This window comes from Thermodesulfobacteriota bacterium (assembly GCA_030583865.1).
Classification (GTDB): Bacteria; Desulfobacterota; GWC2-55-46; order GWC2-55-46; family GWC2-55-46; genus UBA5799.
Genome location: CP129479.1, coordinates 1,936,345 through 1,958,445, shown reverse-complemented (window position 1 = coordinate 1,958,445; position 22,101 = coordinate 1,936,345). Strand labels below are relative to the sequence as shown.

Genomic DNA, 22,101 nt, shown 5'->3' with positions numbered 1-22,101 from the left:
AATTGGAAAGCAGGGAAAAGAAGAGTTTCAATGACTTCGGACTCTCGCCGGAGGTCATGAAGGCAGTGGCGGCAATGGGGTTCGAGGAGCCGACCCCCATACAGGAGAAGACGATACCGCTCCTTCTGTCCGGGAAGGACGTGATAGGCCAGGCGCAGACAGGCACCGGGAAGACGGCAGCATTCGGCATACCCGTGATAGAAAAGGTCGACAAGGGCAGGGGCCCGGTCCAGGCCATCATTCTCGCGCCGACGAGGGAGCTCGCGATCCAGGCCGCCGAGGAGATAAACAAGCTCGGGGCCTACAAGAAGGTGCACGCCCTTCCGGTCTACGGCGGGACCTCAATAGACCGTCAGATAAAGGCCATAGCCAAAGGTGTCCAGATCGTCGTAGGCACGCCCGGCAGGGTATTGGACCACATAGAGAGGCGGACGCTTTCTCTGAAGGACGTAAGGATCGTGGTCCTCGACGAGGCCGACGAGATGCTCGACATGGGCTTCATCGACGACATCACGAAGATACTCAAGGACACGCCGGAGGCCAGGCAGACGCTCCTTTTCTCCGCGACCATGCCCGAAGAGGTCCTCCGGATATCCAAGAGATACATGAAGAGCCCGGAGAGGGTCCGGATAGCCGCTGACACGCTCACTGCGGCGAAGATACGGCAGATAGTCTACGAGCTGAGGAATTCGGACAAGATGGACGCGCTCTCGAGGCTCATCGACTTCGACGCCGAGGGCACGTTCCTGGTCTTCTGCCACACCAAGAAAGAGGTGGACGAGGTCACCTCTAACCTCAAACTCCGCGGATACGACGCGGACGCCATGCACGGCGACTACACGCAGTCGCAGAGGGAGGCCGTGCTCAAGAAATTCAAGGGCGGCAAGGTGGACGTGCTCGTCGCAACCGACGTCGCCGCGCGCGGCCTCGACATAAGCAGCATCTCCCACGTCGTGAACTATTCAATCCCGCAGAACCCCGAATCGTACGTGCACAGGATCGGGAGGACCGGCAGGGCCGGAAGGGAAGGGGTGGCAATAACCTTCGTCACCCCGAGGGAGGACAGGCAATTCCGGCTCATAAAGGCAGTGTCCAAGGCGGAGATAAAGAAGGGCAAGCTCCCCAGCAGGGAAGAGGTCCTCGGCGTAAGGCTCGCCTCCCTGGAGGAGAAGATAAACGAGTTCATCGACGACAAGAAGTTCGACAGGTTCCTCGGCATGGCCGAGAAGCTCTCGGAGAGGCTTAAGCCCGTCGAGGCGCTCGCGGCGCTCCTTAAGTTCCAGCTCGAAGGCTTTGACAGGGCCCCCGAAGAAATGGATGAGAGGGGCTCGCTCGACGACACCGGGGCGGCACCCGGCATGGCGAGGCTCTTCATGACCATCGGCAGGGAGCAGGGCGTAAGCGCAATGGACATTGTTGACGCGATATCGAAAAAGGCCGACCTCCCGAGGCAGCAGATAAAGAAGGTCAGCATATTCGAGTCCTTCACATTCGTCGAGGTGCCGAGGGAGTCAGCTGAAAAGATAATCGAGTTCATGCACCGCTCGATAATCTCGGGGAGGAAGGTGGCGGTGGCCCCGGCAAAGCCCAGGGCCCTCAGGAAATAATACAGGCCTTGGATAGAACGATAAAGCCCGGCCATGCCGGGCTTTTGCATTTCAGCCGGCGCGTTTCCTGAAGAGGTATTTCTTGAATAAGGTCATCCCTTCGGAGAAGGCCGACGCAACGTCCGGAGAGAATATCTCGAAGACGTTCTCTTCTATGAATGCCTTTTCCGGGTCCATCAGGAGCTCATCGAGCGCCTTCAGGATCTCATTGCCTGCAAGATAGCCGCTTATGTTGTGCCTCTGGAGCCGGTACAGCCTGGTCTCCGCCAGGTAGTCGAGGTACTCGACAAGTCCCGGCGGCCTCCTAAGCCTCCTCATGTCTATCCCGGAGTCGGTCCCGATGTATTCGGCGAGGAGACCCGCCCTGAACTCCCTTATTGAACGGATGAGGCTCAAGTCCCGGAGAGAACAGGCCTCCCACGAGATATTCAGCTCCGAGTCAAGCCCCATGCTCCTGTTCGTGGCGTTAGCCGAGCCCACGGTAAGGAACCTGTCGTCCACTATCATTATCTTGGAATGTATGTACACCGGGACCTCTTCCCCGCCCTCTCCAGGCGCCGCCGAATAGTAGATGCCGAGCGAGTGGCCCTGGCGTTTGGCCGTCTGCCTCAAAAGGCTCAGTATCCGCGTCTGAAGGAGGCCCACTGAGAGCTCCTCCACGAGCGCGTGGGGCTTCATGGGGAGTATGATGACTATGTCGAGCTTGGGGGCCGACCCGTCCTCCATCCTTTCCGTCAAAGCCCTGTATATTGCATGCGAGCTGAAGTACTGGCTTTCGATGTAGACGAGCTTCCGGGCGGCCTTTATGGCGTCGAGGAAGAGGGCCCGTATCTCCTTCACGGGCCCGTCGGGCCTGAAGAACGTCTTGCCCTGGGTCCTGCTGAGCGAAGCGCTCCTGGCCCGTATGGGTGTCCCTATTCCCGTCGGCAGGTAGTCGCCTTCGAGGGGGCCGGGAAGACGGATCTCGTTTCCCGCCGAAAGCCTCCAGCGCTCCTCGAACATCCTTGAAAGGTCGGAGACGAGCGGGCCGGTGAAGTAGGCCTGCATGTCATGGTAGGGGGCGTAGGACTTTCCGTCAGGGTTGGTCCTATCGGGGTTCCGCGCGAGATGGCGCCTGTCGTCCCACCTGCCTGCGGCGAAGTCCATGCCGCCGAGGAAGGCTATGGCCCCGTCTATGACCGTGTATTTCTGGTGCTGGCTCGCGCCTATGGCGTGCTTGCCGTCGAAGCGGAAGAGGAGGCGCTCGCTCGTGGACCAGTTGAAGACCACCTCCTGCATCCATTCGCGCTCGTGCAGGAATATGAGGCTGAAGTCCCAGGCGAGTATGTAGACGCGGAGCTCCGGGTTCCTCCTGCAGAGCGAATCGAGGAACTTGAGAAGCGTCACATCCCGCCTTGCCCTCATGGCCTCCGGGCCGCGGATGAGGGACACCTCGCTGTCGAACTGCCAGCCGGAGATTATTATGTATCTCCGCGCTTTGAGGGCCGCGCGGTAGAAGGCGCTATAGTATTCCGCGCCGTCGACGTAGACCCCCGATTCCTCGACGGCGGAATTCCCGAAGCAGTTGCGGCCCGGCTCTATTATCCGGTCCCACATTATGTGTTCGCACCTCCGGGTCTTTCTTCCGGTGTCAGCGTATGTCAATATCTGCTATGAGGGGGAGGTGGTCCGAGGCGGCCCGGGTAAGGATCGTCCTCGGCACGTCGGTATTAAGGACCATGACCTCGCGGCTCGAGAAGATGTGGTCGATACGGGCGATCGGATAGCGGCTCGGGTACGTCTTCCCGGGCTTCTTGCCCGAAATCGAGAGCTGCGCGTCCGAGAGGGACCTCCTGAACCTTTTGTAAACGGACGAGACCGGAAGGGTGTTGAGGTCGCCGCAGAGGAGTAGCGGCGGCGCGCATGAAGAGTGCGCGGCCCACTCGGCCCCCAGAAGCGCCTCGGCCTGCAGCACCCTTTCCCTCCAGTTGTGCCCGAAATGCGTGTTTATTATCTGGACTTCCCTCCCCCTGAAACTCACCGCCGCCCAGAGCGCCCCCCTCCTTTCGAAGGGCCGGAACCACCAGGGCGACGGCAGCGCTCCCGCCTGCACGAGGCGGAGCGGGTACCTGCTCAGGACAGCGTTGCCGTACTTGCCGTTCTGGATCTCCAGCGACGGATGGAAATGGAAATCCATGTCGAGGTGCGCGGCTATCTCCTCCGCCTGGTGCGCGTGGTTCGTCCTGGCGAGCCCGGCATCCAGCTCCTGCAGGGCCACGATGTCAGGCTCGTACCTGGCGATGACGTCGGCTATCCTGTAGGAGGATAGCTTTCCGTCCGAGCCCACGCAGCTGTGTACGTTGTATGTCATTACCCGGAGCGGCTTTTGCGGATACGGCATATCGCTGCTATTTCTATTATAGGTGATGGCGGCAGAATCTCAACCGGAGGCGGTCTATGAGCGTGGGACGACGTGAGCGGGGTGCGCGCTATGGCTGCCGTGGACTGGTTTGACCGCGAAAATTATAACACGCCCGGGGCGGGATTGGAAAGGATTTGTGCCACGGCCCCGCCAATCCCGCGTTGTGGGCCGCTCCTCCTTGACAAAGCCGATTCCTGATATAAGTTTAGAAGGAAAGCTTCATTCATTCTAAAGGAGCTGCTTATGCCTCTGCCCGCGAGCCCGTAGCCGGTTGCATTTTCCCCTTTCCAGCGGTCCGTCTGAAGCGCTTAGCCGAAAATCGAACGCCCTGCACCGTGCTGGTTTCTCTGAAATTTGGCATCAGCAGACTATTGCCCGGAGGTGCCGCTCGACAACGCCCGCAGGGAGAGCAGGGAGGATATCGAATGGAGAAGATACTGGTTACCGGAGGGGCCGGGTTCATAGGCTCGCACCTCGCGGATGAGCTGCTTAATTGCGGCTACAAGGTAAGGGCCCTTGATTCGCTCGTCGAGCAGGTGCACGGGCCAGGCGGAAAAAGGCCGGAATACCTTCCTGACGAGGTGGAGCTCCTTGCCGGCGACATAAGGGATCCCGAGGCGGTCGGGAAGGCGCTCGAGGGCGTCGACGCGGTCTTTCATCTCGCGGCGGCCGTGGGAGTCGGGCAGTCGATGTACCGGATAGAAGACTACGTGGACGTCAACTGCAGGGGCACGGCGGTCCTCCTTGAGGCTTTAATCAAAAGGCCCGTCGAAAAGCTCGTGGTCGCGTCCAGCATGAGCATATACGGCGAGGGCCTGTACCGTACGGTCGACGGGGCCGCGGCCGAGACGGCGGAGAGGTCCATAGGGCGCCTGAGGAAAGGCGAATGGGAGCTCGTGGACCAGGCCGGGCGTGTGCTCGTCCCGGTGCCGACGCCCGAGACCAAGCCACCTTCGATAGCCTCGATATACGCGCTCACGAAATTCGACCAGGAGAGGATGTGCCTGGTAACCGGGAGCGCATACGGCATACCGACCGTGGCCCTCAGGTTCTTCAACGCATTCGGGCCGAGGCAGGCGTTCTCCAATCCCTATACCGGCGTCCTCGCTATTTTCTCGGCGAGGCTCATCAACGGGAAGCCGCCCCTCATATACGAGGACGGGCTGCAGCAGAGGGACTTCGTGAACGTGCGCGACGTGGCATACGCCTGCAGGCTCGCCCTTGAGTCGGAAGGGGCGGACTACAGGGCCTTCAACGTCGGGAGCGGCAGGAGCCACGCGGTGGTCGAGATCGCCGAGAGGATGTCGCGCATGTTCGGCAAGGAGATAAGCCCGGAGATAACGGGCAAGTGCAGGATGGGCGACATAAGGCACTGCTTTGCGGACATAGGCCTTGCGAGGGCCGTCCTGGGCTACGAGCCGAGGGTGGCCCTCGAGGACGGGCTTGTCGAGCTTGCGTCATGGCTTGAGGGGAAGGACGCCCCGGACCGCGTGGCGGAAGCGAGCGAGGAACTGGCGGGGCGCGGACTCACGATATAAAAGGCGGCCTAAAAACAACAGGATCGGACCGATGATATTCGCGCTGGTCAACCCTGGTTGGGATTTTTCAGGGAGCATATATTTCGGGTGCAGGGAGCCCCATTTCCCGCTCGAGCTCGGCTACTCGAAGGCGCTCATCGAAAGGGCCGGGCACAGCGCCCGCATAATCGACGCGCACCTCGAAGGCCTCTCCCCGGAAGAGACGAAAAAGAGGGTCGGGGAACTTAGGCCCGACTTCGTCGTCGTAACGACCGCGCCCGGATACCTTTTCTGGAGATGCCCGCAGCCGGAGCTGCGGGTCCCCAAGCGGCTCTTTGCGGAGCTTGCAGACATTCCTGCCATCAAGGTGGCTGTCGGCCCGCACGCCTCGGTAACCCCTTCCGCGGCGCTTACGAAGCTCGGGGCAGACGTCGTTGTGATGGGCGAGCCCGAGACGGTATTGCCCGAGCTCGCGGGCGGTAGCCTCGACAAGGTCAAGTCCATATGCTACCGGTCGGGCCCTGTCATAAGGACACAGGGCGGCCCGCGCGCCTCTGACCTGACGGCCCTCCCGGCGCTCAGGTGGCCCCGTGAATACGTCAGAAGGCGCGCACATCACCACCACAGGTTCTGTTCGAATGTCTCAGGCTGCGGGGCAGAGGTGGAGGCGTCGAGGGGGTGCCCGTATTCGTGCACCTTCTGCGCCAAGAGGGAGTTCCGTAACAATTACCGGAAAAGGCCGCTCCCGGCCGTGCTCGACGAGATAGACGGGCTTATCGCGGAGGGCGTGGAATACATATACTTCATCGACGAGATATTCATGCCCGACAGGAAGCTCCTCGAGTCGCTTTCAGCCAGGAGGGTCAAGTTCGGGATACAGACGCGGATAGACCTCTGGAAGCCGCAGATGCTCGAGCTTCTTGGCGAGGCGGGCTGCGTATCGATAGAAGCGGGCATCGAGAGTGTTTCGGAGGCCGGAAGAAAGCACCTCGGGAAGAAGTGCGCGATAACGACGGACGAGTTGGCGTTCCTCCTGATGACCGCGAAGAGGGGAGTCAATTTCGTGCAGGCGACTCTCCTCGATTCGAGCATGGACGACCCCGAGGTCGTGGAGGCGTGGAGGTCGCTTCTCATAAGCGCGGGCATATGGGTGAACAGTCCGGTGCCGCTCTTCCCGTATCCGGGCTCTGAAGAGTACTCGAGGAGGTGGGGCGAGCCGGATTCAAATGCATGGGAGCGCGCGCACGAGCACTACCTCGCCGAGAACGGGTCCTTCAGCGACATCCAGGAGAGCGCCCCCCTGCCCCTGGCCGAGCTGGAGGGCGCATGAGCAATGGCGGGGAAAGACCCCTGACTGTCCTTATGACCGCAGACACGGTCGGCGGCGTATGGGCCTATTCAATGGAGCTTGCCTCCGCGCTCTCGGCCCGGGGTGTAAAGGTGTTCCTCGCGACCATGGGCCCGGAGGTCACGAAGGGGCAGATGGACGAGGCCCGTGAGGTAAAGGGGCTCGAAATCTTTCAGGGCGGCTTCAGGCTCGAGTGGATGGAAGACCCCTGGGAAAGCGTCGCGGAAGCCGGGGAATGGCTCCTTGGCCTCGAAAAATCCTTGAGCCCGGATGTCGTTCACCTTAACGGCTACTGCCACGGCGCTCTTCGCTGGAGTGCGCCGGTTATAATCGTCGCGCACTCGTGCGTCCTCTCCTGGTGGGAGGCGGTGAAGGAGGGGCCCGCAGGGGGCGGATGGACGAGGTACGGTATGGAAGTGGAAAAGGGCTTAAGGAGCGCTCAAGCCGTTATAGCGCCGTCGTATGCGATGCTGGAGTCGCTCAAAAGGACACACGCGTTCAGCGCCCCGGCGTTTGTAATATATAACGGCAGGAGCAATGAGAGCTTCAGGCCCGGCGTAAAGGAGGACTTCATCCTCACGGCGGGCAGGCTCTGGGACGAGGCCAAAAACATCCGGGCCCTGGAGCGGGCGGCTCGTTCCATAAGCTGGCCCGTATGCGCGGCAGGCGCGTATGAGCACGACCAAGGGAGTTTTATCCCCGATGGAGCCATCAGGATGCTCGGGCGGCTGTCGAAGACGGAGATGGCTGAGTGGATGTCCAGGGCCTCCATATTCGCGCTCCCGGCAAGGTACGAGCCCTTCGGCCTTACGGTCCTGGAAGCGGCCCTTTCAGAGTGCGCACTCGTCCTAGGCGATATACCGAGCCTGAGGGAGCTCTGGGACGGCGCGGCGCTTTTCGTCGAGCCCGGAGACGCCGGGCGGCTTGCGATAGCGCTCGAGATGCTCGCTTCCGACAGGGCGCTCCGGGCAAGGCTCGGCATGCTGGCGAGGGAGAGGGCGGCGGAGTACGCGCCGGAAAGGATGGCCGGGGCGTATCATGCGCTCTATGGCCGGCTTTCGAGCGCCGCGGAAAGGGAAGGTGATGCGTGCGCTTTGTGATGTTCTATCAATCACTCGTCTCCGACTGGAACCACGGGAACGCGCATTTCCTCCGGGGCGTTGCAACGGAGCTCCTTTCAAGGGGGCACGAGGTCTCGGTATACGAGCCGAGGGATTCATGGTGCGTCAGGAACCTGTTCGAGACGTGCGGAGAAGCTTCAGGGCTCTTCCATTCCGCGTATCCCCATCTGGGGAGCACGCGCTACGACATCGACGACCTCGACCTCGACGAGGCGCTCGAAGGCGCTGACGTGGTGATAGTCCACGAGTGGAACGAGCATGAGCTTGTTAGAAGAATTGGGCGGCACAGGGCCGGTCGCGCCCCGTACACGCTCTTTTTCCACGACACGCACCACCGCTCCATGACCGAGCCATGGAACATGGCCTCATACGACCTTTCCGGCTATGACGGGGTGCTCGCCTTCGGCGAGGCGGTGAAGGAGGTCTATATACGGCGCGGCTGGGCCAGGAGGGTATGGACGTGGCACGAGGCCGCCGATACCCGGGTGTTCCGGCCCAGGCCCTTTCGCGGAAAAAAAGGCGACCTCGTCTGGATTGGGAACTGGGGGGACGACGAGAGGACGGCCGAGCTCGGGGAGTTCCTTTTAGGCCCGGTGAAGACCCTTGGGCTCAAGGCCAGGGCGCACGGCGTGAGATACCCGGAGTGCGCTCTCAAGCTCCTCGGAGAGGCCGGCATCGAGTACGGCGGCTGGCTGCCGAATTTCGAGGCGCCAAAGGTATTCGCTTCATTCATGTGCACGGTGCACGTGCCGAGGAGGCCATATGCCGAGACGCTCCCCGGCATACCCACGATAAGGGTCTTTGAGGCCTTATCGTGCGGAATCCCCCTTGTCTCGGCCCCGTGGGAGGATTCCGAGGGGCTCTTCAGGCCCGGAAAAGACTATCTTGTCGCGAGGAACGGAAATGAGATGGCAAGGCGCCTGAGGGAGCTTCTGAACGACGCCGGGATGAGGGAGGAGCTTGCAAAAAACGGGATTGAGACGGTCCTGATGCGCCACACGTGCGGAAACAGGGTCGATGAGCTCTTCACGATTTGCTCGGAGATCAATATGACGGCAGGCGCGTAGGAAGCGTATTTCTTTTAAAGTGCCGGCGTTAAAACGATTGAATATGACCCCGCGGCTTGCGGGCGGACAGAAAGAGGGGGCGTTCAGAATGGGAAAGGGCATGAGAATTTCGTTTTTCGGGTCGAGCCTCGTCTCGGCATACTGGAACGGGGCCGCGACGTACTACAGGGGGATAATAAGGGGCCTTGATGAGCTCGGGTACGAGGTGACCTTCTATGAGCCGGACGCGTATAACAGGCAGTCGCACAGGGACATACCAGACCCTGAGTGGGCGAGGGTCGTCGTATACAAGCCGACCGTGGAGGGGGTGGAAGCGGCGCTTGATGAGGGCAGGAGCGCCGACCTCATAATAAAGGCGAGCGGCGTGGGCGTATTCGACGAGTACCTCGAAAAGGCGGTGCCGGCGGCCAGGAGGCCCGGGGCGCTCGCCGCCTTCTGGGACGTGGACGCGCCCGCTACCCTCGAGAGGATGAAAAAAAGAAAGGCCGACTACTTCAGGCCCCTTGTCGGAGAGTACGACATGGTCTTTACATACGGGGGCGGGCCCCGGGTGGTCGAGGACTACCTTGCCTTCGGCGCAAAGGAGTGCACGCCGGTCTACAACGCCCTCGACCCGGAGACGCACTACCCTGTCCAGCCGGTCGAGAAGTTCAACGCGGACCTCGGGTTCCTGGGGAACCGCATGCCGGACCGCGAGTCCAGGGTCTGGGAGTTCTTTTTCAGGGCGGCATCAGATCTCCCGGAGAAACGGTTCATACTCGGCGGCAGCGGCTGGGACGATATCGAGGTAAAGAACGTAAGGCGGCTGGGGCACGTCTATACCGCAGAGCACAACGCGTTCAACTCCACCTGCCTGGCCGTCCTCAACATAAACAGGGAATCAATGGCCAGGTACGGGTATTCTCCGCCCACGCGCGTCTTCGAGGCCGCGGGCGCCGGCGCGTGCATAATAACGGACAGGTGGGAGGGCATAGAGCGATTTCTCGAACCCGGAAGCGAGGTGCTGGTCGCGTCGGACGGGAGCGAGGTGGCTGAAATACTGAAGGGCCTTACGCCCGAGAGGGCCGCCCGGATAGGGAGGAACGCATTCAGGCGCGTGACCTCCGAGCATACCTATGAGGCTAGGGCGAGGGAAGTGGATTCCATACTATGCGGGCTTGTCCGTAACTGAGCCGGCCTTATTTGAGGAGCGCAAATGGCGCTAGAGCCTGTAAAGATCGTGATGCTCGGGCTTTCGATAACCTCGTCCTGGGGGAACGGGCACGCAACCACTTACAGGAGCCTCGTAAGGGAGCTCTCCGCCAGGGGGCACGACGTCCTCTTCCTCGAGCGGGACGTGCCGTGGTACCGCGACAACCGCGACCTCGAAAGGCCGCCGTGGGGGAGGACCGGGCTATATTCGTCGATGGAGGAGCTTAAAGATCGCTTCTGCCGGGAAATAAGCGAGGCTGATTTCGTGATGGTGGGCTCGTATGTGCCGGAGGGCGCAATTGTGGCGGACTGGGTGCTGGGTATCTCCCGGGGCGCGGCGGCGTTCTATGACATAGATACCCCCGTGACGCTATCGAGGCTCAGAAGAGGGGATTGCGAGTACCTTACCCCGGAGCTCATATCCAGGTTCGACATCTACCTTTCGTTCACGGGCGGGCCGATACTCGAAAGGATAGAGAGCGAATACGGCTCGCCCATGGCGAGGCCCCTCTATTGTTCGGTCGATACTGAGTTTTACAGGCCTTCGCGTGCTCCCAATGCCTGGGATATCGGCTACATAGGCACATACAGCGCGGACAGGCAGGAAGCGCTCGACTCGCTTCTCCTCGAGCCTGCAAGAAGGCTCGAGGGGAGCTTCATAGTAGCCGGGCCGCTCTACCCGGAAGGCATCGACTGGCCCGCGAACGTCGAGAGGATAGAGCACCTGCCGCCGGGCAGGCACCGCTCATTCTACAACTCGATGAAGTTCACGATGAACATAACCAGGGCGGACATGGTGCGGGCAGGCTATTCGCCGAGCGTACGGCTTTTCGAGGCCGCAGCCTGCGGCACAGCGGTCATTTCAGACTGGTGGGTCGGGCTGGACAGGTTCTTCACACCCGGGACCGAGATACTCGTCTCAAGGTCTCCGGAAGACACCATGAGGCACCTCAGGGAGACCCCCGACGAGGAGGTCCGGAAGATCGGCGAAAGGGGGAGGCAAAGGGTGCTTGAGGGCCACACGGCCGTCCACAGGGTGGACGAGCTGGAGGGCTTCATGGCCCGCGTCCTAAAAAAACAGGAGGTAGTGAAATGACACGCTACGAACCCAGATACCCGAAGACCGGGAAAGACGTCAACGTAGGCCCGTCGGAGCGGCTTCTTTCTGTCCTCCTCGGAGGCTATATGGCGGCCAGGGGCGTGAGGAAAGGCAGGCTCGGTGGACTCGCTACCGCGCTCGCCGGAGGATATCTAATGTACAGGGGCTCGACGGGCCGCTGCAACCTTTACGAGAAAATTGGCGTCAGCACGGCCAGGCGCGCCATAGAGATAGACGAGAGCGTCATCATAAACAGGCCAGTCCACGAGATTTATTCATATTGGAGGAACCTCGGCAACATCCCGGAGTTCATGAGGCACATAGAAGAGGTAAGGGTCATAGACGACAAGCGCTCCCATTGGGTGGCGAGCGCGCCCGGCGGCATAAAAGTCGAATGGGACGCGGAAATAACCGGAGAAAGGGAGAACGAGTACATAGCATGGAAGTCGCTCCCCTTCTCGGATATTGAGAGCGAGGGCATGGTCGAGTTCAGCACCGCGCCCGGCCACAGGGGCACGGAGCTCCGGGTGCACATGATATACAACCTCCCGGGCGACGGCGCCTCCGCGCCTGTACAGAGGCTGCTTGCCGCAATATCCTTCAGGCAGATACGCGAAGAGCTCAGGAGGTTCAAGCAGATAATGGAGACCGGGGAAGTCCCCACCACCGAGGGCCAGGTCCGGGGCCGCGCGGTCGGGGAATAGGAGAAGCGATGAAAGCCCTGTGCTGGTACGGCAAGCGTGACTTGAGGGTCATGGAAGTCCCGGAGCCTGAGATACTCGGGCCGAGGGACGCCATTGTGCGGGTGTCGCTTTCCGCGGTCTGCGGCTCGGACCTCCACCTCTATAACGGCCATGTGCCCTCGATGGAAAGGGGCGACATACTCGGTCACGAGTTCGTGGGCACGGTCGTGGACGTGGGCGGAAGGGTCGAAGGCTTCCGCCCCGGAGACAGGGTCGCCGTCCCGTTCACCATCTCGTGCGGCAGGTGCTTCTTCTGCGAAAGGGAGCTATGGTCGCTCTGCGACAACTCGAACCCGAACGCTTACGCGGCTGAGGCCCTCTACGGCTATTCGCCGGCAGGCATCTACGGCTACTCGCATCTCTTCGGCGGCTACGCCGGGGGGCAGGCCGAGTACGTAAGGGTCCCCTTCGCTGACTCGGGACTCCTGAAGCTCCCGGAGAGCGTATCCGACGAGAAGGCGGTCCTCCTTTGCGACGTCTTCCCGACCGGCTACATGGCCGCGGAGAACTGCTCCATACAGGAAGGGGACACGGTCGCGGTATGGGGCGCGGGACCGGTGGGGCTTCTCGCCATGAAGAGCGCGTCACTTCTGGGGGCTGAAAGGGTAATCGCGATAGACAGGTTCCCTGAAAGGCTCGGCCTCGCCTCCAGGCTCGCGGACGCCGTAGCCCTCAATTACGAGGACGTGGACGTAGACGAGGCGCTCCGCGACATAACCGGCGGAATGGGGCCCGACGCCTGCATAGACGCCGTGGGCATGGAGGCGCACGGCAAGGGCCACGGCCGGGTCTACGACGCGGTTAAAAATAAGCTCCGGGCCGAGACCGACAGGCCCACCGCTCTACGCCAGGCCATCCTCGCCTGCAGGAAGGGCGGGACGGTCTCGATCGCGGGGGCCTATGCCGGGTATGTGGACAAGGTCCCGGTCGGAGCGGCCTTCAACAAGGGCATCACAATCAAAGGCGGGCAGACCCATGTGCAGAAGTACATGCCACGCCTCCTCAACCTCGTCGAGGACGGCAAGGCCGACCCCTCGGACGTCATAACCCACAGTTTCGGCCTTGAGGAAGGCCCCATCGCCTACGAGGTCTTCAAGCACAAGGAGGACGGCTGCGTAAAGGTGGTCCTTAAGCCATGAGCCGGTTATGGACGTTAGCTTCCGAAAAAACGCTTTAAGGAGCCGGGATGAAGCTCGTGGTCTTCGGGCTTACGATGAGCTCGTCATGGGGCAACGGGCACGCCACCATCTGGCGGGGCCTCGCAAAGGCGCTCAACGGGCGGGGGCACAAGGTCGTATTTTTCGAGAAGGACGCGCCGTATTACGCGTCCCACAGGGACCTCGATGCGCCGCCGTGGGCCTCTCTCGTCATCTATAAAGACTGGGACGGCATAAGGGGCAGGGCATCGGAAGAGCTTAAGGACTCCGACGTCGGGATGGTGACTTCGTACTGCCCCGACGGGGTAGAGGCCTCGGGCCTCCTCCTCTCTTCAGGCGCGCGGATAAAGTGTTTTTACGACCTGGATACGCCGGTGACGCTGAAGGGCCTGAAGGAAGGCAAAAGGGCCGGTTATCTGCCGGTGGACGGGCTCGGCGGCTTCGATATCGTCCTGAGCTACACGGGCGGAAGGGCCCTCAAAGAGCTTAAGTCGCTCCTGGGCGCGAGAAGGGCGGAGCCCCTCTACGGGAGCGTGGATCCGGCTTCTCATTTCCCTTCTTCGGGCGTGGAGGAATACAGGGCGGACCTTTCGTACCTCGGCACCTTTTCCGAGGACAGGCAGGCCGCGCTCATCGAGCTTTTCGTAAAGCCGGCCAGGACGGCCCCGGGGAAAAGGTTCGTGCTCGGCGGCTCGCTTTATCCGGAAAGCTTTCCCTGGACTGAAAACATGTACTTCGTAAGGCACGTGCCGCCGCCCATGCACCCGGCCTTTTATTCGTCGGCCGCATGGACGCTCAATGTCACAAGGGGCGCGATGGCCGGGCTCGGCTGGTGCCCTTCGGGAAGGCTATTCGAGGCGGCGGCATGCGGCAGCCCTGTCCTCAGCGACTGGTGGGAGGGCATTGACGGTTTCTTCGCGCCGGGCTCGGAGATAGCCATAGTGCGCTCGGCGGACGACGTAAGGGAAGCGCTGAGCATGACCTGGGCGGAGAGGAAGAGGATCTCGAGAAGGGCAAGGGAGCGGGCGCTGGCGGAGCATACGTCCCATGAGAGGGTCGCCGAATTCGAAAGGCTTATGGAAGAGGCGCTCCGCGGAAAGGGAGAGGCATGTGGGGGATAATCCCGGCGGCAGGCGCCGGGTCGAGGATACAGCCGTTGGCGTTCTCAAAGGAGCTCCTCCCGGTGGGTAGCCGAGGAGAGGGCACGGACGAGCGCCCCAGGGCCGTAAGCGAATACCTTCTTGACCGGATGCTCATGGCCGGGGCAACGAAGATATGTTTCATAATCTCGCCCGGCAAATCCGACATACTCGAGTATTACGGCGGCCATATAGGGCGGGCTAGCATATGCTACGTGGTGCAGCCCGAGCCGCGCGGCCTCTGCGATTCCATTTTCAGGGCGCTCCCGCTCGTGGGCCCCGGCGAGCATGTGCTTGTGGGCCTTCCGGACACCATATGGTTCCCTGAGGACGGCTTCAGCTCGCTCGGCGAGGACGGCCTTTCCTTCCTCCTCTTCCCCGTCGGCTCGCCTGAATATTTCGACGCCGTCGTCCTTGACGAGGCGGGCGGAGTCGTCGAGGTGCAGGTAAAGCGGAAACGGGCCTCGACCAACTGGGTCTGGGGCTCCTTCAAGCTGAGCGGGGCTGTCCTGGCGGAGCTGTACGGACTCTGGCTCGCAAGGGGAAAGGAAGACGAGTACATCGGCACGCTCGTGAACGCCTATCTTGAGTCAGGGGGCAGGGCCGTCGGCGTGAGGGGCGGCAGCTCGTATGTGGACGTCGGCACGATAAACGGCTATAGGGAGGCAATGAGGCTCCTTGGCTCGCCCGGAGAAACGATGGATGGGAAGCAATGAGCTGACGCCCGATGAAGTAGAGAGAAGGGTCAGGGAACTGGGCCCCTGGTTCCAGAACATAGAGCTCAAGGGGGTCTTTACCGCGCCCGGGCATTTCCTGGGCGACTACCCCATGGTCAAATGGAGGAAGTTCTCGCACGCCATTCCTGAAAGCCTCGAGGGCTCTACGGTGCTGGACGTGGGCTGCAACGCCGGCTTTTATTCCATAGAGATGAAGGAGAGGGGGGCGACAAGGGTCCTGGGAATAGACATCGACGAGCTCTATCTCGAGCAGGCCCGCTTCGCGGCCCGCGTGAGGGGCGTCGATGTCGATTTCATGAAGATGTCGGTCTACGAGGTGCCGGACCTCAGGGAGAGGTTCGACATAGTGCTATTCATGGGCGTGCTGTATCACCTGAGGCACCCGCTATTAGCGCTCGACCTCCTTCATGAGTACGCTGTCTCGGACCTCATGGTATTCCAGTCGATGCTCCGGGGCTGCGGCGATGTCGAGGAGACGGAGGACGACTATCCTTTTTCCGAGACGGGCGTTTTCGACAGGCCCTGTTTTCCGAAGCTCTATTTCATGGAAAAGAGCTACTCCGGCGACCCCACGAACTGGTGGCTTCCGAACAGGTCGTGCGTGGAGGCCATGCTCAGGAGCTCCGGCTTCAGGATAATGAGCCGCCCCGAGGAAGAGGTCTATATCTGCGGAAGGTCGGAAAGGGGGTTCGGGACGCCGTGATCGAAGCGGTGATGTTCTGGAACGAGCCGAATAACCTGTCGCACTGGGACTTCCACCTCGACCCGGACTGGGCCATATACTCCGGCATGGTGAAGCTCGCCTCAGAGGCGGTCTCCGCTGAGGACGGCGAGGTCCGGAAGGTGCTGGGAGGCATATCGCCCATTGACCCGGGCTTTATAACGAACCTCAAGGGCAAGGGGGTGCTCGATTCAATCGATGTAGTGGCCGTCCACGGCTTCCCTCTCGACTGGAACCACTGGACCATTCACGAATGGCCGGAGAAGATTTCCGAGATACAGGCCGTCACGGACCTGCCCGTATGGGTTTCCGAGGTGGGGGTATCGACCTTCGGGGCAGAGGAGGTCCAGGAGTTCGGGCTCAAGCGGTCGGCCGAACTCCTTATCGGGAGGGCGGAGCGGATACATTGGTACAGCCTCTACGACCTCCCGAGGACATGGCCCGCCACGACCAGGCACCGCGAGGCCGAGGGCTCTGCATATTACAGGCATTTTTACATGGGGCTCCTCCGAGAGGACGGGACGCCCAAGAGGGCCTTGAGGCTCTTTACAGAGTACGCGCCCAGCCTCGGCATCTGCCAGTGGTTCCATTTCGAGGACCACAGGCTCGAGGGCGCGGTCAATTGGCTCAGGAGGCTCGGGGTTAGGAAGCTCAGGACCGGGCTCAGCTGGGCAGACAGCTTCCGCCCGAACGCCGGCGCCTGGTTCGACAGGCAGATGAGGGCGCTCGAGGAATTCGACCTGACGCTCACGTTCTGCTTCACCCCGGATTCGAGGGGCTTGAGGCCCGACCACACGAGTCCGCCTTCCAGGCCCGAGGAATTCGCTGAATTCTGCTCGGCAATGGTCAGGAGATATGCGCACGCGGGAGCTTAGGTTCATAAGGACCTCCTTCATGGGCTACGTGAGGGAGTTCGTGAAGGACATATTCGGCGGAAAAACGCTCGTCGTGGCGGCGCACCCGGATGACGAGGTCGCCGGCGCGGGGGCGCTTTTGAGGCACCTGGAGCGCGCCTTGTTCGTCCACGTAACCGACGGCGCGCCGAGGGACATGGCAGACGCCGTCTCGCACGGCTTCGGCTCCGCCGGGGAGTATGCCGATGCGAGGAGGAGGGAGCTTTTCTCCGCCCTTTCGCTGGCGGGCATAAGGCCGGAGGACTGCTTCCCGCCCTGGGTGCCTGACAGGGAGGCCGGGTCGCATCTCGCTGAGATAACCCTCAAGCTCAGGGACGCGATAATCGGTACCGGGGCTGAATCGGTCCTTGTCCCATCCTATGAGGGCGGCCATCCGGACCATGACTCGGTCTCTTTTGCCGCGCACGCGGCGGCCGGTCTTATCCGTAAAGGGGGCGACCACCCGCCGCCGATCATAGAGTATGCGCTGTACAACGCCATGGACGGCAAATTGACCTCGCTCGAGTTCATACCGAGGGAGGGATTCGACGAGATAACGTTCATGCTCTCCGAGGAGGACAGGCGGATAAAGGGCCTGATGGTGGACTGTTTCGTAACACAGTCCGCGGTGCTCAGCATGTTCCCGCTGCAGACAGAGAGGTTCAGGCCGGCCCCGGCCTACGACTTTACCGCGCCTCCTCACGAGGGGAGGCTCCATTACGAGCAGTTCGACTGGGGCATCGACGGAAAGGAATGGAGAGAGCTCGCCTCCGGGGCCATGAAGGAGCTTGGGCTGGGGAGCCCGATGTGAAGCCTGTGGTCCTCGGGGTCTCCTTTCCCTTCGCGCAGGTCAGGCCCGATACGCCCGGCGGGGCCGAACAGGTGCTGCTTTCTCTCGACGCCGCGCTCGTATCCGAAGGATGGGGCTCGGTCGTCATAGCCCCCGAGGGCTCGAAGGTCGAGGGGACGCTCATACCGGCCCCGTTCGTAAAGGGCAGGATAGACTGGCAGGTCCGGTCCTATATCCACGGGCTCTACAGGAAGGCCATAGGCTTCGCCCTCCGGCACTGGAAGATAGACATTGTCCACATGCACGGCCTTGACTTCCACGATTATATGCCGGCTGCGGGCGTGCCCCTCCTCGTGACGCTCCATCTGCCGCTCAAGTGGTATCCCGAGCAGGCTTTCCGCACCGGGCGGCCACATACTTTTTTTAACTGCGTCTCGGCCACCCAGAGGGACGATGCGCCGGAATGGCTCGAGGTCGTTTGCACTATCCGGAACGGCGTTCCGGTTGAGCGGCTTAAGGCCGCGGTCAGGCGAAGGCAGTACGCGCTCTCGCTCGGGAGGATATGCCCGGAAAAGGGCTTCCACATCGCGATGAAGGCCGCGAGAATGGCCGGGGCGCCTTTTGTCCTGGCCGGGGCCGTTTTCCCCTACCCCGAGCACGAGGAGTATTTCAAGGAGAATATCGCTCCGAAGCTCGGGGACAAGGGCTTCTGGTTCGCCGGCCCTGCAGGGTTCGACAGGAAAAGGCGGCTCCTTGCAGGAGCGCGGTGCGTCCTCATACCATCAATCGTGCCAGAGACTAGCTCGCTCGTCGCGATGGAGGCCCTTGCGGCAGGCGCTCCGGTAATAGCCTTCCCTGCAGGCGCCCTCGTTGAGGTGGTCGAGCACGGCAGGACCGGGTTCCTTGTGCAAGGGGTGGAGGGTATGGCGAGGGCCATAAGGAGGGCGGGCACCATCTCTTCGGACGCCTGCATGCAGGCCTCCCGCACGTTTTCGTCTACCCTTATGGCAGGTCGTTACATTGACCTCTACAGGAGGATTATCAATATCAGGAGGAACGGGGGAAGATGGAATGGGAGAGGTGTTTGAGATAGAGGAGGTCTCCGACAAAGAGAGGCTTGAAGACCTCGCCCCTGAGTGGGATTCTCTTTTCGATAAGTGCCCCGCAGCCACCCCGTTCCAGTCGCCGGGGTGGCTTCTGCCCTGGATGAGGCATCTCGGGAACGGCAGGCCCTTTGTCCTGGCCCTGAGGCAGAGCGGGGTGCTCTCGGCCCTTCTGCCCCTGATGCTCCGCGGCGAGGAGGCGGCCTTCATCGGGACGGGCGTTTCGGATTACCTGGACATGCTGGCAGTCCCTGAAATCGGGGATGAAGCGGCGTCGGTCTTTTTTGAATGCCTTCTGAGGAGAAAAGACAGCTGGAGAAGGTGCGCCCTTTACGAGCTCCGGTCCGGGTCCAAGCTCCTTGCCGCTGCCCCGCCTTTCGGCCTCAACGTCTCAAGAAGCGCAGGCGAGCCCTGCCTCACCGTGAGCCTCCCGGACAGGGCGGATAAGCTCGGGAGGCGTGGGCCGCGAAGCGGGAAGAACGGCTCCAAGCGCACGAGAAGGATGCTGGAGGAAAGCGGAGAGCTTCTGGTCGAGACCGCAGGCTGGGGTAATCTTTCAGCGTTCATGGATGCGTTCTTCCGCCTGCATGATATGAGATGGCGGGCTCTCGGCGGGACAGGCGTCCTGAGCGGGCCGGAGCTCAGGTCTTTCCACGAGGAGGCCGCCTCGGGCCTCCTCGGGAAAGGCATCCTCAGGCTCTACAGGATGAGATACAGGGGCATTGATTTAGCGGCCCTGTACGCCTTCATCCACCGCGAACGCATGTACGCGTACCTTGGCGGGTTCGACCCCGCTTTCCTTGAATTCAGCCCGGGAGCGCATATACTCCGGCGCGCCGTGGAGGACGCGGTAAAGGAGGGCGTAAGGGAGCTGGATTTCCTTAGGGGCGGCGAGAAGTACAAATACGCCTGGGGGCCGGATGAGAAAAGAAACTCGACACTGGTGATAGAGCATGGGTGAAACGAGAGACAATTCCCCTTACGACTGCCTGGCGTGGTTTTACGACAGGTACTGGGGCGGGAGCGGCTATAACTTCCACAGCTTCGTCATGGCCGCCCTCGACAAGGTGCTTTTGTCCGAGCTTCCGCCCGGGGCACTGGTCCTGGACCTCTGCTGCGGAACGGGGCACCTTACGAGGATGCTCTTCGACCGGGGCTTCAAGGTTGTCGGGGCGGACTGCTCGCTTGAGATGCTCAGGTTCGCGAAAAGGAAAACGCCCGGAGCCGGCTTTTTCGCGGCTGACGCGAGGACGCTTGTTTTGCCGGCCCGGTTCGACGCCGTGGTCTCTACCTTCGACAGCATGAACCACATAATGGAGCCGCTGGACCTCGAGCGCGTATTCAGGAACGTGGAAGCGTCGCTTTGCGAAGGCGGGGTCTTCGCGTTCGACCTTCTCCTCGAGGAGGCTTACGAGGTGATGTGGAAAAAATCGGGCTTTTTCCTCGAGGATGACAACGCATGCCTCATCTGCGGGACATACGACCGCCCGACGCGCATGGCAAGCGTGAAGCTTACGCTCTTCAGGGACGACGGCGGCTGGAAAAGAGACGACGTGACCGTCACTGAGAGGTTCCACCCGCTCGGCGAAGTGGTCTCTTCCCTTGAATCCTGCGGCTTTAGCGGTATCGAGGTCAGCCGGGCGGGAGTAGATTTCGACATGCCGGCGGACGAGGGCACGGGGAGGGTGTTCATAAGGGCTAAAAAAAGGGAGGTGGGGCCTGGTTGATAGTGTACAGGAAGACCCTGGAGACGAAGGATACCAAGCCGTTCGCTGATGAGCTGTTCGCCCTCGCGGACCTTGCCGGAAAAGGACTTAGCCACGAGCACGCAACCGAGCTTCTCATGGAGGCCGGGAGGTTCGAGTCCGGCCTTGCCGACGCCATCTTTCCCGAACGGGACGGGATACGCGAGGAGAGCGGCGCACTCCGGAACGCCTCCCTGGCAGCAGGACGCCTTTTTTGCGCCTCCTGGGAAGGGAGAAATGACGAGGCCGGGAAATGGGCCGCGCTTTTCAAGGACCTCCTTTCCGCCGCCCTCATGACCGGGCTCCCGGATAGGATGGAGACCCGCATCCCCGAAGGCTATGCGCATTACGGCCTCTTTCCCGAGGTCTATGTAGAATCCGCGCGCGACTTCTTCAGGGAGCGCGGGCGCTGCCATGTGGTGTGCATCGGATTAAGGAGCATAGGCGCGAGCCTCTCTTCGGTAGTCTCCGCCGCTCTTGAATCGCTCGGCTGCCAGGTAGTCTCCTTTACGCTCAGGCCCAGGGGGCACCCCTTCAAGAGAAAGGCTTTCTTCACGCCTGAGCTGGAGGAGATCGTAAGCTGCCTGAGGGGGAGCGCCTTTATCATGGTCGACGAGGGGCCTGGCCTGTCCGGCTCGTCCTTTTCGTCTGTTGCCCGGAAACTCTTGGGCCTCGGGGTGCCCGAGAAAAATATCGTCATTTTCCCGAGCTGGCTTCCGGACGGCAGTTCATTCCTCTCGAATTCGGCCCGGGAAGTGTGGGACAGACATCCCAAGTACGTTTCTTTTTTCGAGAAGGTCTGGCTCGAAAGCGGGAGGCTCGAAAAGGAGGCGGGCCTTGAGTCCGCTCCGATGGACATCTCCGCCGGGATGTGGCGGGGGCTTTTTTACCAGGACGGGGCCGATTACCCGGCCGCGCATCCCAGGCACGAGAGGAGGAAGTACCTGGGCAGGGGAGCCGGCGGGAAGACCCTGTTGCTAAAGTTCGCGGGGCACGGCAGGTACGGTGTCTCCAAGCTCGAAAGGGCCGGGCTCCTTGCCGGGGAGGGCCTCATGCCCCCGGTCTCCGGCTTCACGAACGGGTTCGTGGTGCAGGAGTTCGTCCCGGGCAGGCCGGTCACGGAAAGGGAGTTGAACCAGATCCTCCTCGACGAAATAGCCAGGTACAGCGCCTTCCTCAAAAGGAACTTCCATGCGTGCGAGAGGATGAGCTTCGAGGAGTTCCACGGCATGGCCGCCCGCAATATCACCCTGGGGCTTGGGGAGGACTGGGCTGTGAAAGCGGCCCCACTCGAACGCATGCGCGGCGTCTACGAGGGTTTCGAGCCGATCGAGCTGGACGGCAGGATGTTCCCTTTCGAGTGGATCATCACGTCAAAGGGGTACAGGAAAACCGATTGCCTGGACCACCACCTCGACCAGTTCTTTCCGGCCTGCCAGGACATAGCATGGGACCTGGCGATGGCCGCCGTGGAGTTCGAGATGAACCCGATGGAGCTCAATTACATGCTTTCGAGGTACGCGGCCGCTTCCGGCGACACGGTCGGAAGCGAGCGCTTCCGGTTATATCTCATAGCCTATCTGGCGTTCAGGCTCGGTTACTCGTCCTTCGCCTCGGAGGAGCTTGCCGCAACACCCGAGGGGCCGAGGTTCAGGTCGCTCGCGCACCGCTACGCCTCGAGGCTCAAAAGGGAGCTCCTCTGGCTGGCGGATTGAGATAGCG

At 61.6% G+C, this 22,101-nt stretch carries 20 protein-coding genes; 18 read left to right on the top strand and 2 right to left on the bottom strand.

Annotation, left to right across the window (positions count from 1 at the left end; genetic code table 11):
• The first annotated feature begins 56 nt into the window (after window positions 1–56).
• Window positions 57–1,607, top strand: coding sequence for a DEAD/DEAH box helicase (locus tag QY316_09290; protein ID WKZ34107.1), 1,551 nt, complete (start codon window positions 57–59; stop codon window positions 1,605–1,607).
• Window positions 1,608–1,658: 51 nt separating this feature from the next.
• Here QY316_09290 and QY316_09285 read toward each other — a convergent pair whose 3' ends face one another.
• Window positions 1,659–3,203, bottom strand: coding sequence for a phospholipase D-like domain-containing protein (locus tag QY316_09285; protein WKZ32102.1), 1,545 nt, complete (start codon window positions 3,201–3,203; stop codon window positions 1,659–1,661).
• 34 nt (window positions 3,204–3,237) lie between these two features.
• The gene (locus tag QY316_09280; protein WKZ32101.1) at window positions 3,238–3,957 is read right to left on the bottom strand and encodes an endonuclease/exonuclease/phosphatase family protein; all 720 of its coding nucleotides are present in this window, start codon (window positions 3,955–3,957) and stop codon (window positions 3,238–3,240) included.
• Between the two features lie 476 nt (window positions 3,958–4,433).
• Here QY316_09280 and QY316_09275 point away from each other — a divergent pair, with 476 nt between their 5' ends.
• The 17 genes from QY316_09275 (at window position 4,434) to QY316_09195 (ending at window position 22,094) form a co-directional block, all read left to right on the top strand.
• The gene (locus tag QY316_09275; GenBank protein WKZ32100.1) at window positions 4,434–5,546 is read left to right on the top strand and encodes an NAD-dependent epimerase/dehydratase family protein; all 1,113 of its coding nucleotides are present in this window, start codon (window positions 4,434–4,436) and stop codon (window positions 5,544–5,546) included.
• A 31-nt stretch (window positions 5,547–5,577) separates the two neighbouring features.
• Complete coding sequence (locus tag QY316_09270; GenBank protein ID WKZ32099.1) at window positions 5,578–6,855, top strand: TIGR04295 family B12-binding domain-containing radical SAM protein; 1,278 nt, start codon at window positions 5,578–5,580, stop codon at window positions 6,853–6,855.
• Window positions 6,852–7,973 carry a glycosyltransferase family 4 protein gene (locus QY316_09265; protein WKZ32098.1) on the top strand — a complete coding sequence of 374 codons (1,122 nt, stop codon included), beginning with the start codon at window positions 6,852–6,854 and terminating at the stop codon, window positions 7,971–7,973. The genes QY316_09270 and QY316_09265 overlap by 4 nt, the downstream gene beginning before the upstream one ends.
• On the top strand, window positions 7,961–9,061 hold the full coding sequence (locus QY316_09260) for a glycosyltransferase (GenBank protein ID WKZ32097.1): 1,101 nt from the start codon (window positions 7,961–7,963) through the stop codon (window positions 9,059–9,061). Before QY316_09265 ends, QY316_09260 begins: the two co-directional genes overlap by 13 nt.
• Window positions 9,062–9,149: 88 nt before the next feature.
• Window positions 9,150–10,232, top strand: coding sequence for a glycosyltransferase (locus QY316_09255; GenBank protein ID WKZ32096.1), 1,083 nt, complete (start codon window positions 9,150–9,152; stop codon window positions 10,230–10,232).
• Between the two features lie 24 nt (window positions 10,233–10,256).
• Window positions 10,257–11,348, top strand: coding sequence for a glycosyltransferase (locus QY316_09250; GenBank protein ID WKZ32095.1), 1,092 nt, complete (start codon window positions 10,257–10,259; stop codon window positions 11,346–11,348).
• Window positions 11,345–12,055, top strand: a complete 711-nt coding sequence (locus QY316_09245; GenBank protein WKZ32094.1) for an SRPBCC family protein — start codon at window positions 11,345–11,347, stop codon at window positions 12,053–12,055. Before QY316_09250 ends, QY316_09245 begins: the two co-directional genes overlap by 4 nt.
• Before the next feature lie 8 nt (window positions 12,056–12,063).
• The gene (locus QY316_09240; GenBank protein ID WKZ32093.1) at window positions 12,064–13,233 is read left to right on the top strand and encodes a zinc-dependent alcohol dehydrogenase; all 1,170 of its coding nucleotides are present in this window, start codon (window positions 12,064–12,066) and stop codon (window positions 13,231–13,233) included.
• A gap of 47 nt (window positions 13,234–13,280) precedes the next feature.
• The gene (locus QY316_09235) at window positions 13,281–14,372 is read left to right on the top strand and encodes a glycosyltransferase (GenBank protein WKZ32092.1); all 1,092 of its coding nucleotides are present in this window, start codon (window positions 13,281–13,283) and stop codon (window positions 14,370–14,372) included.
• Window positions 14,360–15,106: a sugar phosphate nucleotidyltransferase gene (locus QY316_09230; protein ID WKZ32091.1), complete on the top strand. Its 747-nt coding sequence runs from the start codon at window positions 14,360–14,362 to the stop codon at window positions 15,104–15,106. Before QY316_09235 ends, QY316_09230 begins: the two co-directional genes overlap by 13 nt.
• Entirely contained in the window at window positions 15,093–15,830 is a 738-nt protein-coding gene (locus QY316_09225; protein ID WKZ32090.1) for a TIGR04290 family methyltransferase, read from the top strand. The genes QY316_09230 and QY316_09225 overlap by 14 nt, the downstream gene beginning before the upstream one ends.
• On the top strand, window positions 15,827–16,723 hold the full coding sequence (locus QY316_09220; protein WKZ32089.1) for a beta-xylosidase: 897 nt from the start codon (window positions 15,827–15,829) through the stop codon (window positions 16,721–16,723). The genes QY316_09225 and QY316_09220 overlap by 4 nt, the downstream gene beginning before the upstream one ends.
• Window positions 16,704–17,552 carry a PIG-L family deacetylase gene (locus QY316_09215; GenBank protein ID WKZ32088.1) on the top strand — a complete coding sequence of 283 codons (849 nt, stop codon included), beginning with the start codon at window positions 16,704–16,706 and terminating at the stop codon, window positions 17,550–17,552. The genes QY316_09220 and QY316_09215 overlap by 20 nt, the downstream gene beginning before the upstream one ends.
• A complete protein-coding gene (locus QY316_09210) occupies window positions 17,549–18,619 on the top strand; it encodes a glycosyltransferase (GenBank protein ID WKZ32087.1) in 1,071 nt (356 codons plus the stop codon). The genes QY316_09215 and QY316_09210 overlap by 4 nt, the downstream gene beginning before the upstream one ends.
• The gene (locus QY316_09205; protein WKZ32086.1) at window positions 18,603–19,595 is read left to right on the top strand and encodes a GNAT family N-acetyltransferase; all 993 of its coding nucleotides are present in this window, start codon (window positions 18,603–18,605) and stop codon (window positions 19,593–19,595) included. The genes QY316_09210 and QY316_09205 overlap by 17 nt, the downstream gene beginning before the upstream one ends.
• Window positions 19,588–20,361, top strand: coding sequence for a class I SAM-dependent methyltransferase (locus QY316_09200; GenBank protein ID WKZ32085.1), 774 nt, complete (start codon window positions 19,588–19,590; stop codon window positions 20,359–20,361). The genes QY316_09205 and QY316_09200 overlap by 8 nt, the downstream gene beginning before the upstream one ends.
• Complete coding sequence (locus QY316_09195; GenBank protein WKZ32084.1) at window positions 20,358–22,094, top strand: hypothetical protein; 1,737 nt, start codon at window positions 20,358–20,360, stop codon at window positions 22,092–22,094. Before QY316_09200 ends, QY316_09195 begins: the two co-directional genes overlap by 4 nt.
• The last annotated feature ends 7 nt before the right edge of the window (window positions 22,095–22,101 follow it).

Coding starts and splice junctions, on each gene's coding strand:
- QY316_09290 (WKZ34107.1), top strand. CDS start 57: ATGAAGGCAGTGGCGGCAATGGGGTTCGAGGAGCCGACCCCCATACAG.
- QY316_09285 (WKZ32102.1), bottom strand. CDS start 3,203: ATGTGGGACCGGATAATAGAGCCGGGCCGCAACTGCTTCGGGAATTCC.
- QY316_09280 (WKZ32101.1), bottom strand. CDS start 3,957: ATGACATACAACGTACACAGCTGCGTGGGCTCGGACGGAAAGCTATCC.
- QY316_09275 (WKZ32100.1), top strand. CDS start 4,434: ATGGAGAAGATACTGGTTACCGGAGGGGCCGGGTTCATAGGCTCGCAC.
- QY316_09270 (WKZ32099.1), top strand. CDS start 5,578: ATGATATTCGCGCTGGTCAACCCTGGTTGGGATTTTTCAGGGAGCATA.
- QY316_09265 (WKZ32098.1), top strand. CDS start 6,852: ATGAGCAATGGCGGGGAAAGACCCCTGACTGTCCTTATGACCGCAGAC.
- QY316_09255 (WKZ32096.1), top strand. CDS start 9,150: ATGGGAAAGGGCATGAGAATTTCGTTTTTCGGGTCGAGCCTCGTCTCG.
- QY316_09250 (WKZ32095.1), top strand. CDS start 10,257: ATGGCGCTAGAGCCTGTAAAGATCGTGATGCTCGGGCTTTCGATAACC.
- QY316_09245 (WKZ32094.1), top strand. CDS start 11,345: ATGACACGCTACGAACCCAGATACCCGAAGACCGGGAAAGACGTCAAC.
- QY316_09240 (WKZ32093.1), top strand. CDS start 12,064: ATGAAAGCCCTGTGCTGGTACGGCAAGCGTGACTTGAGGGTCATGGAA.
- QY316_09235 (WKZ32092.1), top strand. CDS start 13,281: ATGAAGCTCGTGGTCTTCGGGCTTACGATGAGCTCGTCATGGGGCAAC.
- QY316_09230 (WKZ32091.1), top strand. CDS start 14,360: ATGTGGGGGATAATCCCGGCGGCAGGCGCCGGGTCGAGGATACAGCCG.
- QY316_09225 (WKZ32090.1), top strand. CDS start 15,093: ATGGGAAGCAATGAGCTGACGCCCGATGAAGTAGAGAGAAGGGTCAGG.
- QY316_09215 (WKZ32088.1), top strand. CDS start 16,704: ATGCGCACGCGGGAGCTTAGGTTCATAAGGACCTCCTTCATGGGCTAC.
- QY316_09205 (WKZ32086.1), top strand. CDS start 18,603: ATGGGAGAGGTGTTTGAGATAGAGGAGGTCTCCGACAAAGAGAGGCTT.
- QY316_09200 (WKZ32085.1), top strand. CDS start 19,588: ATGGGTGAAACGAGAGACAATTCCCCTTACGACTGCCTGGCGTGGTTT.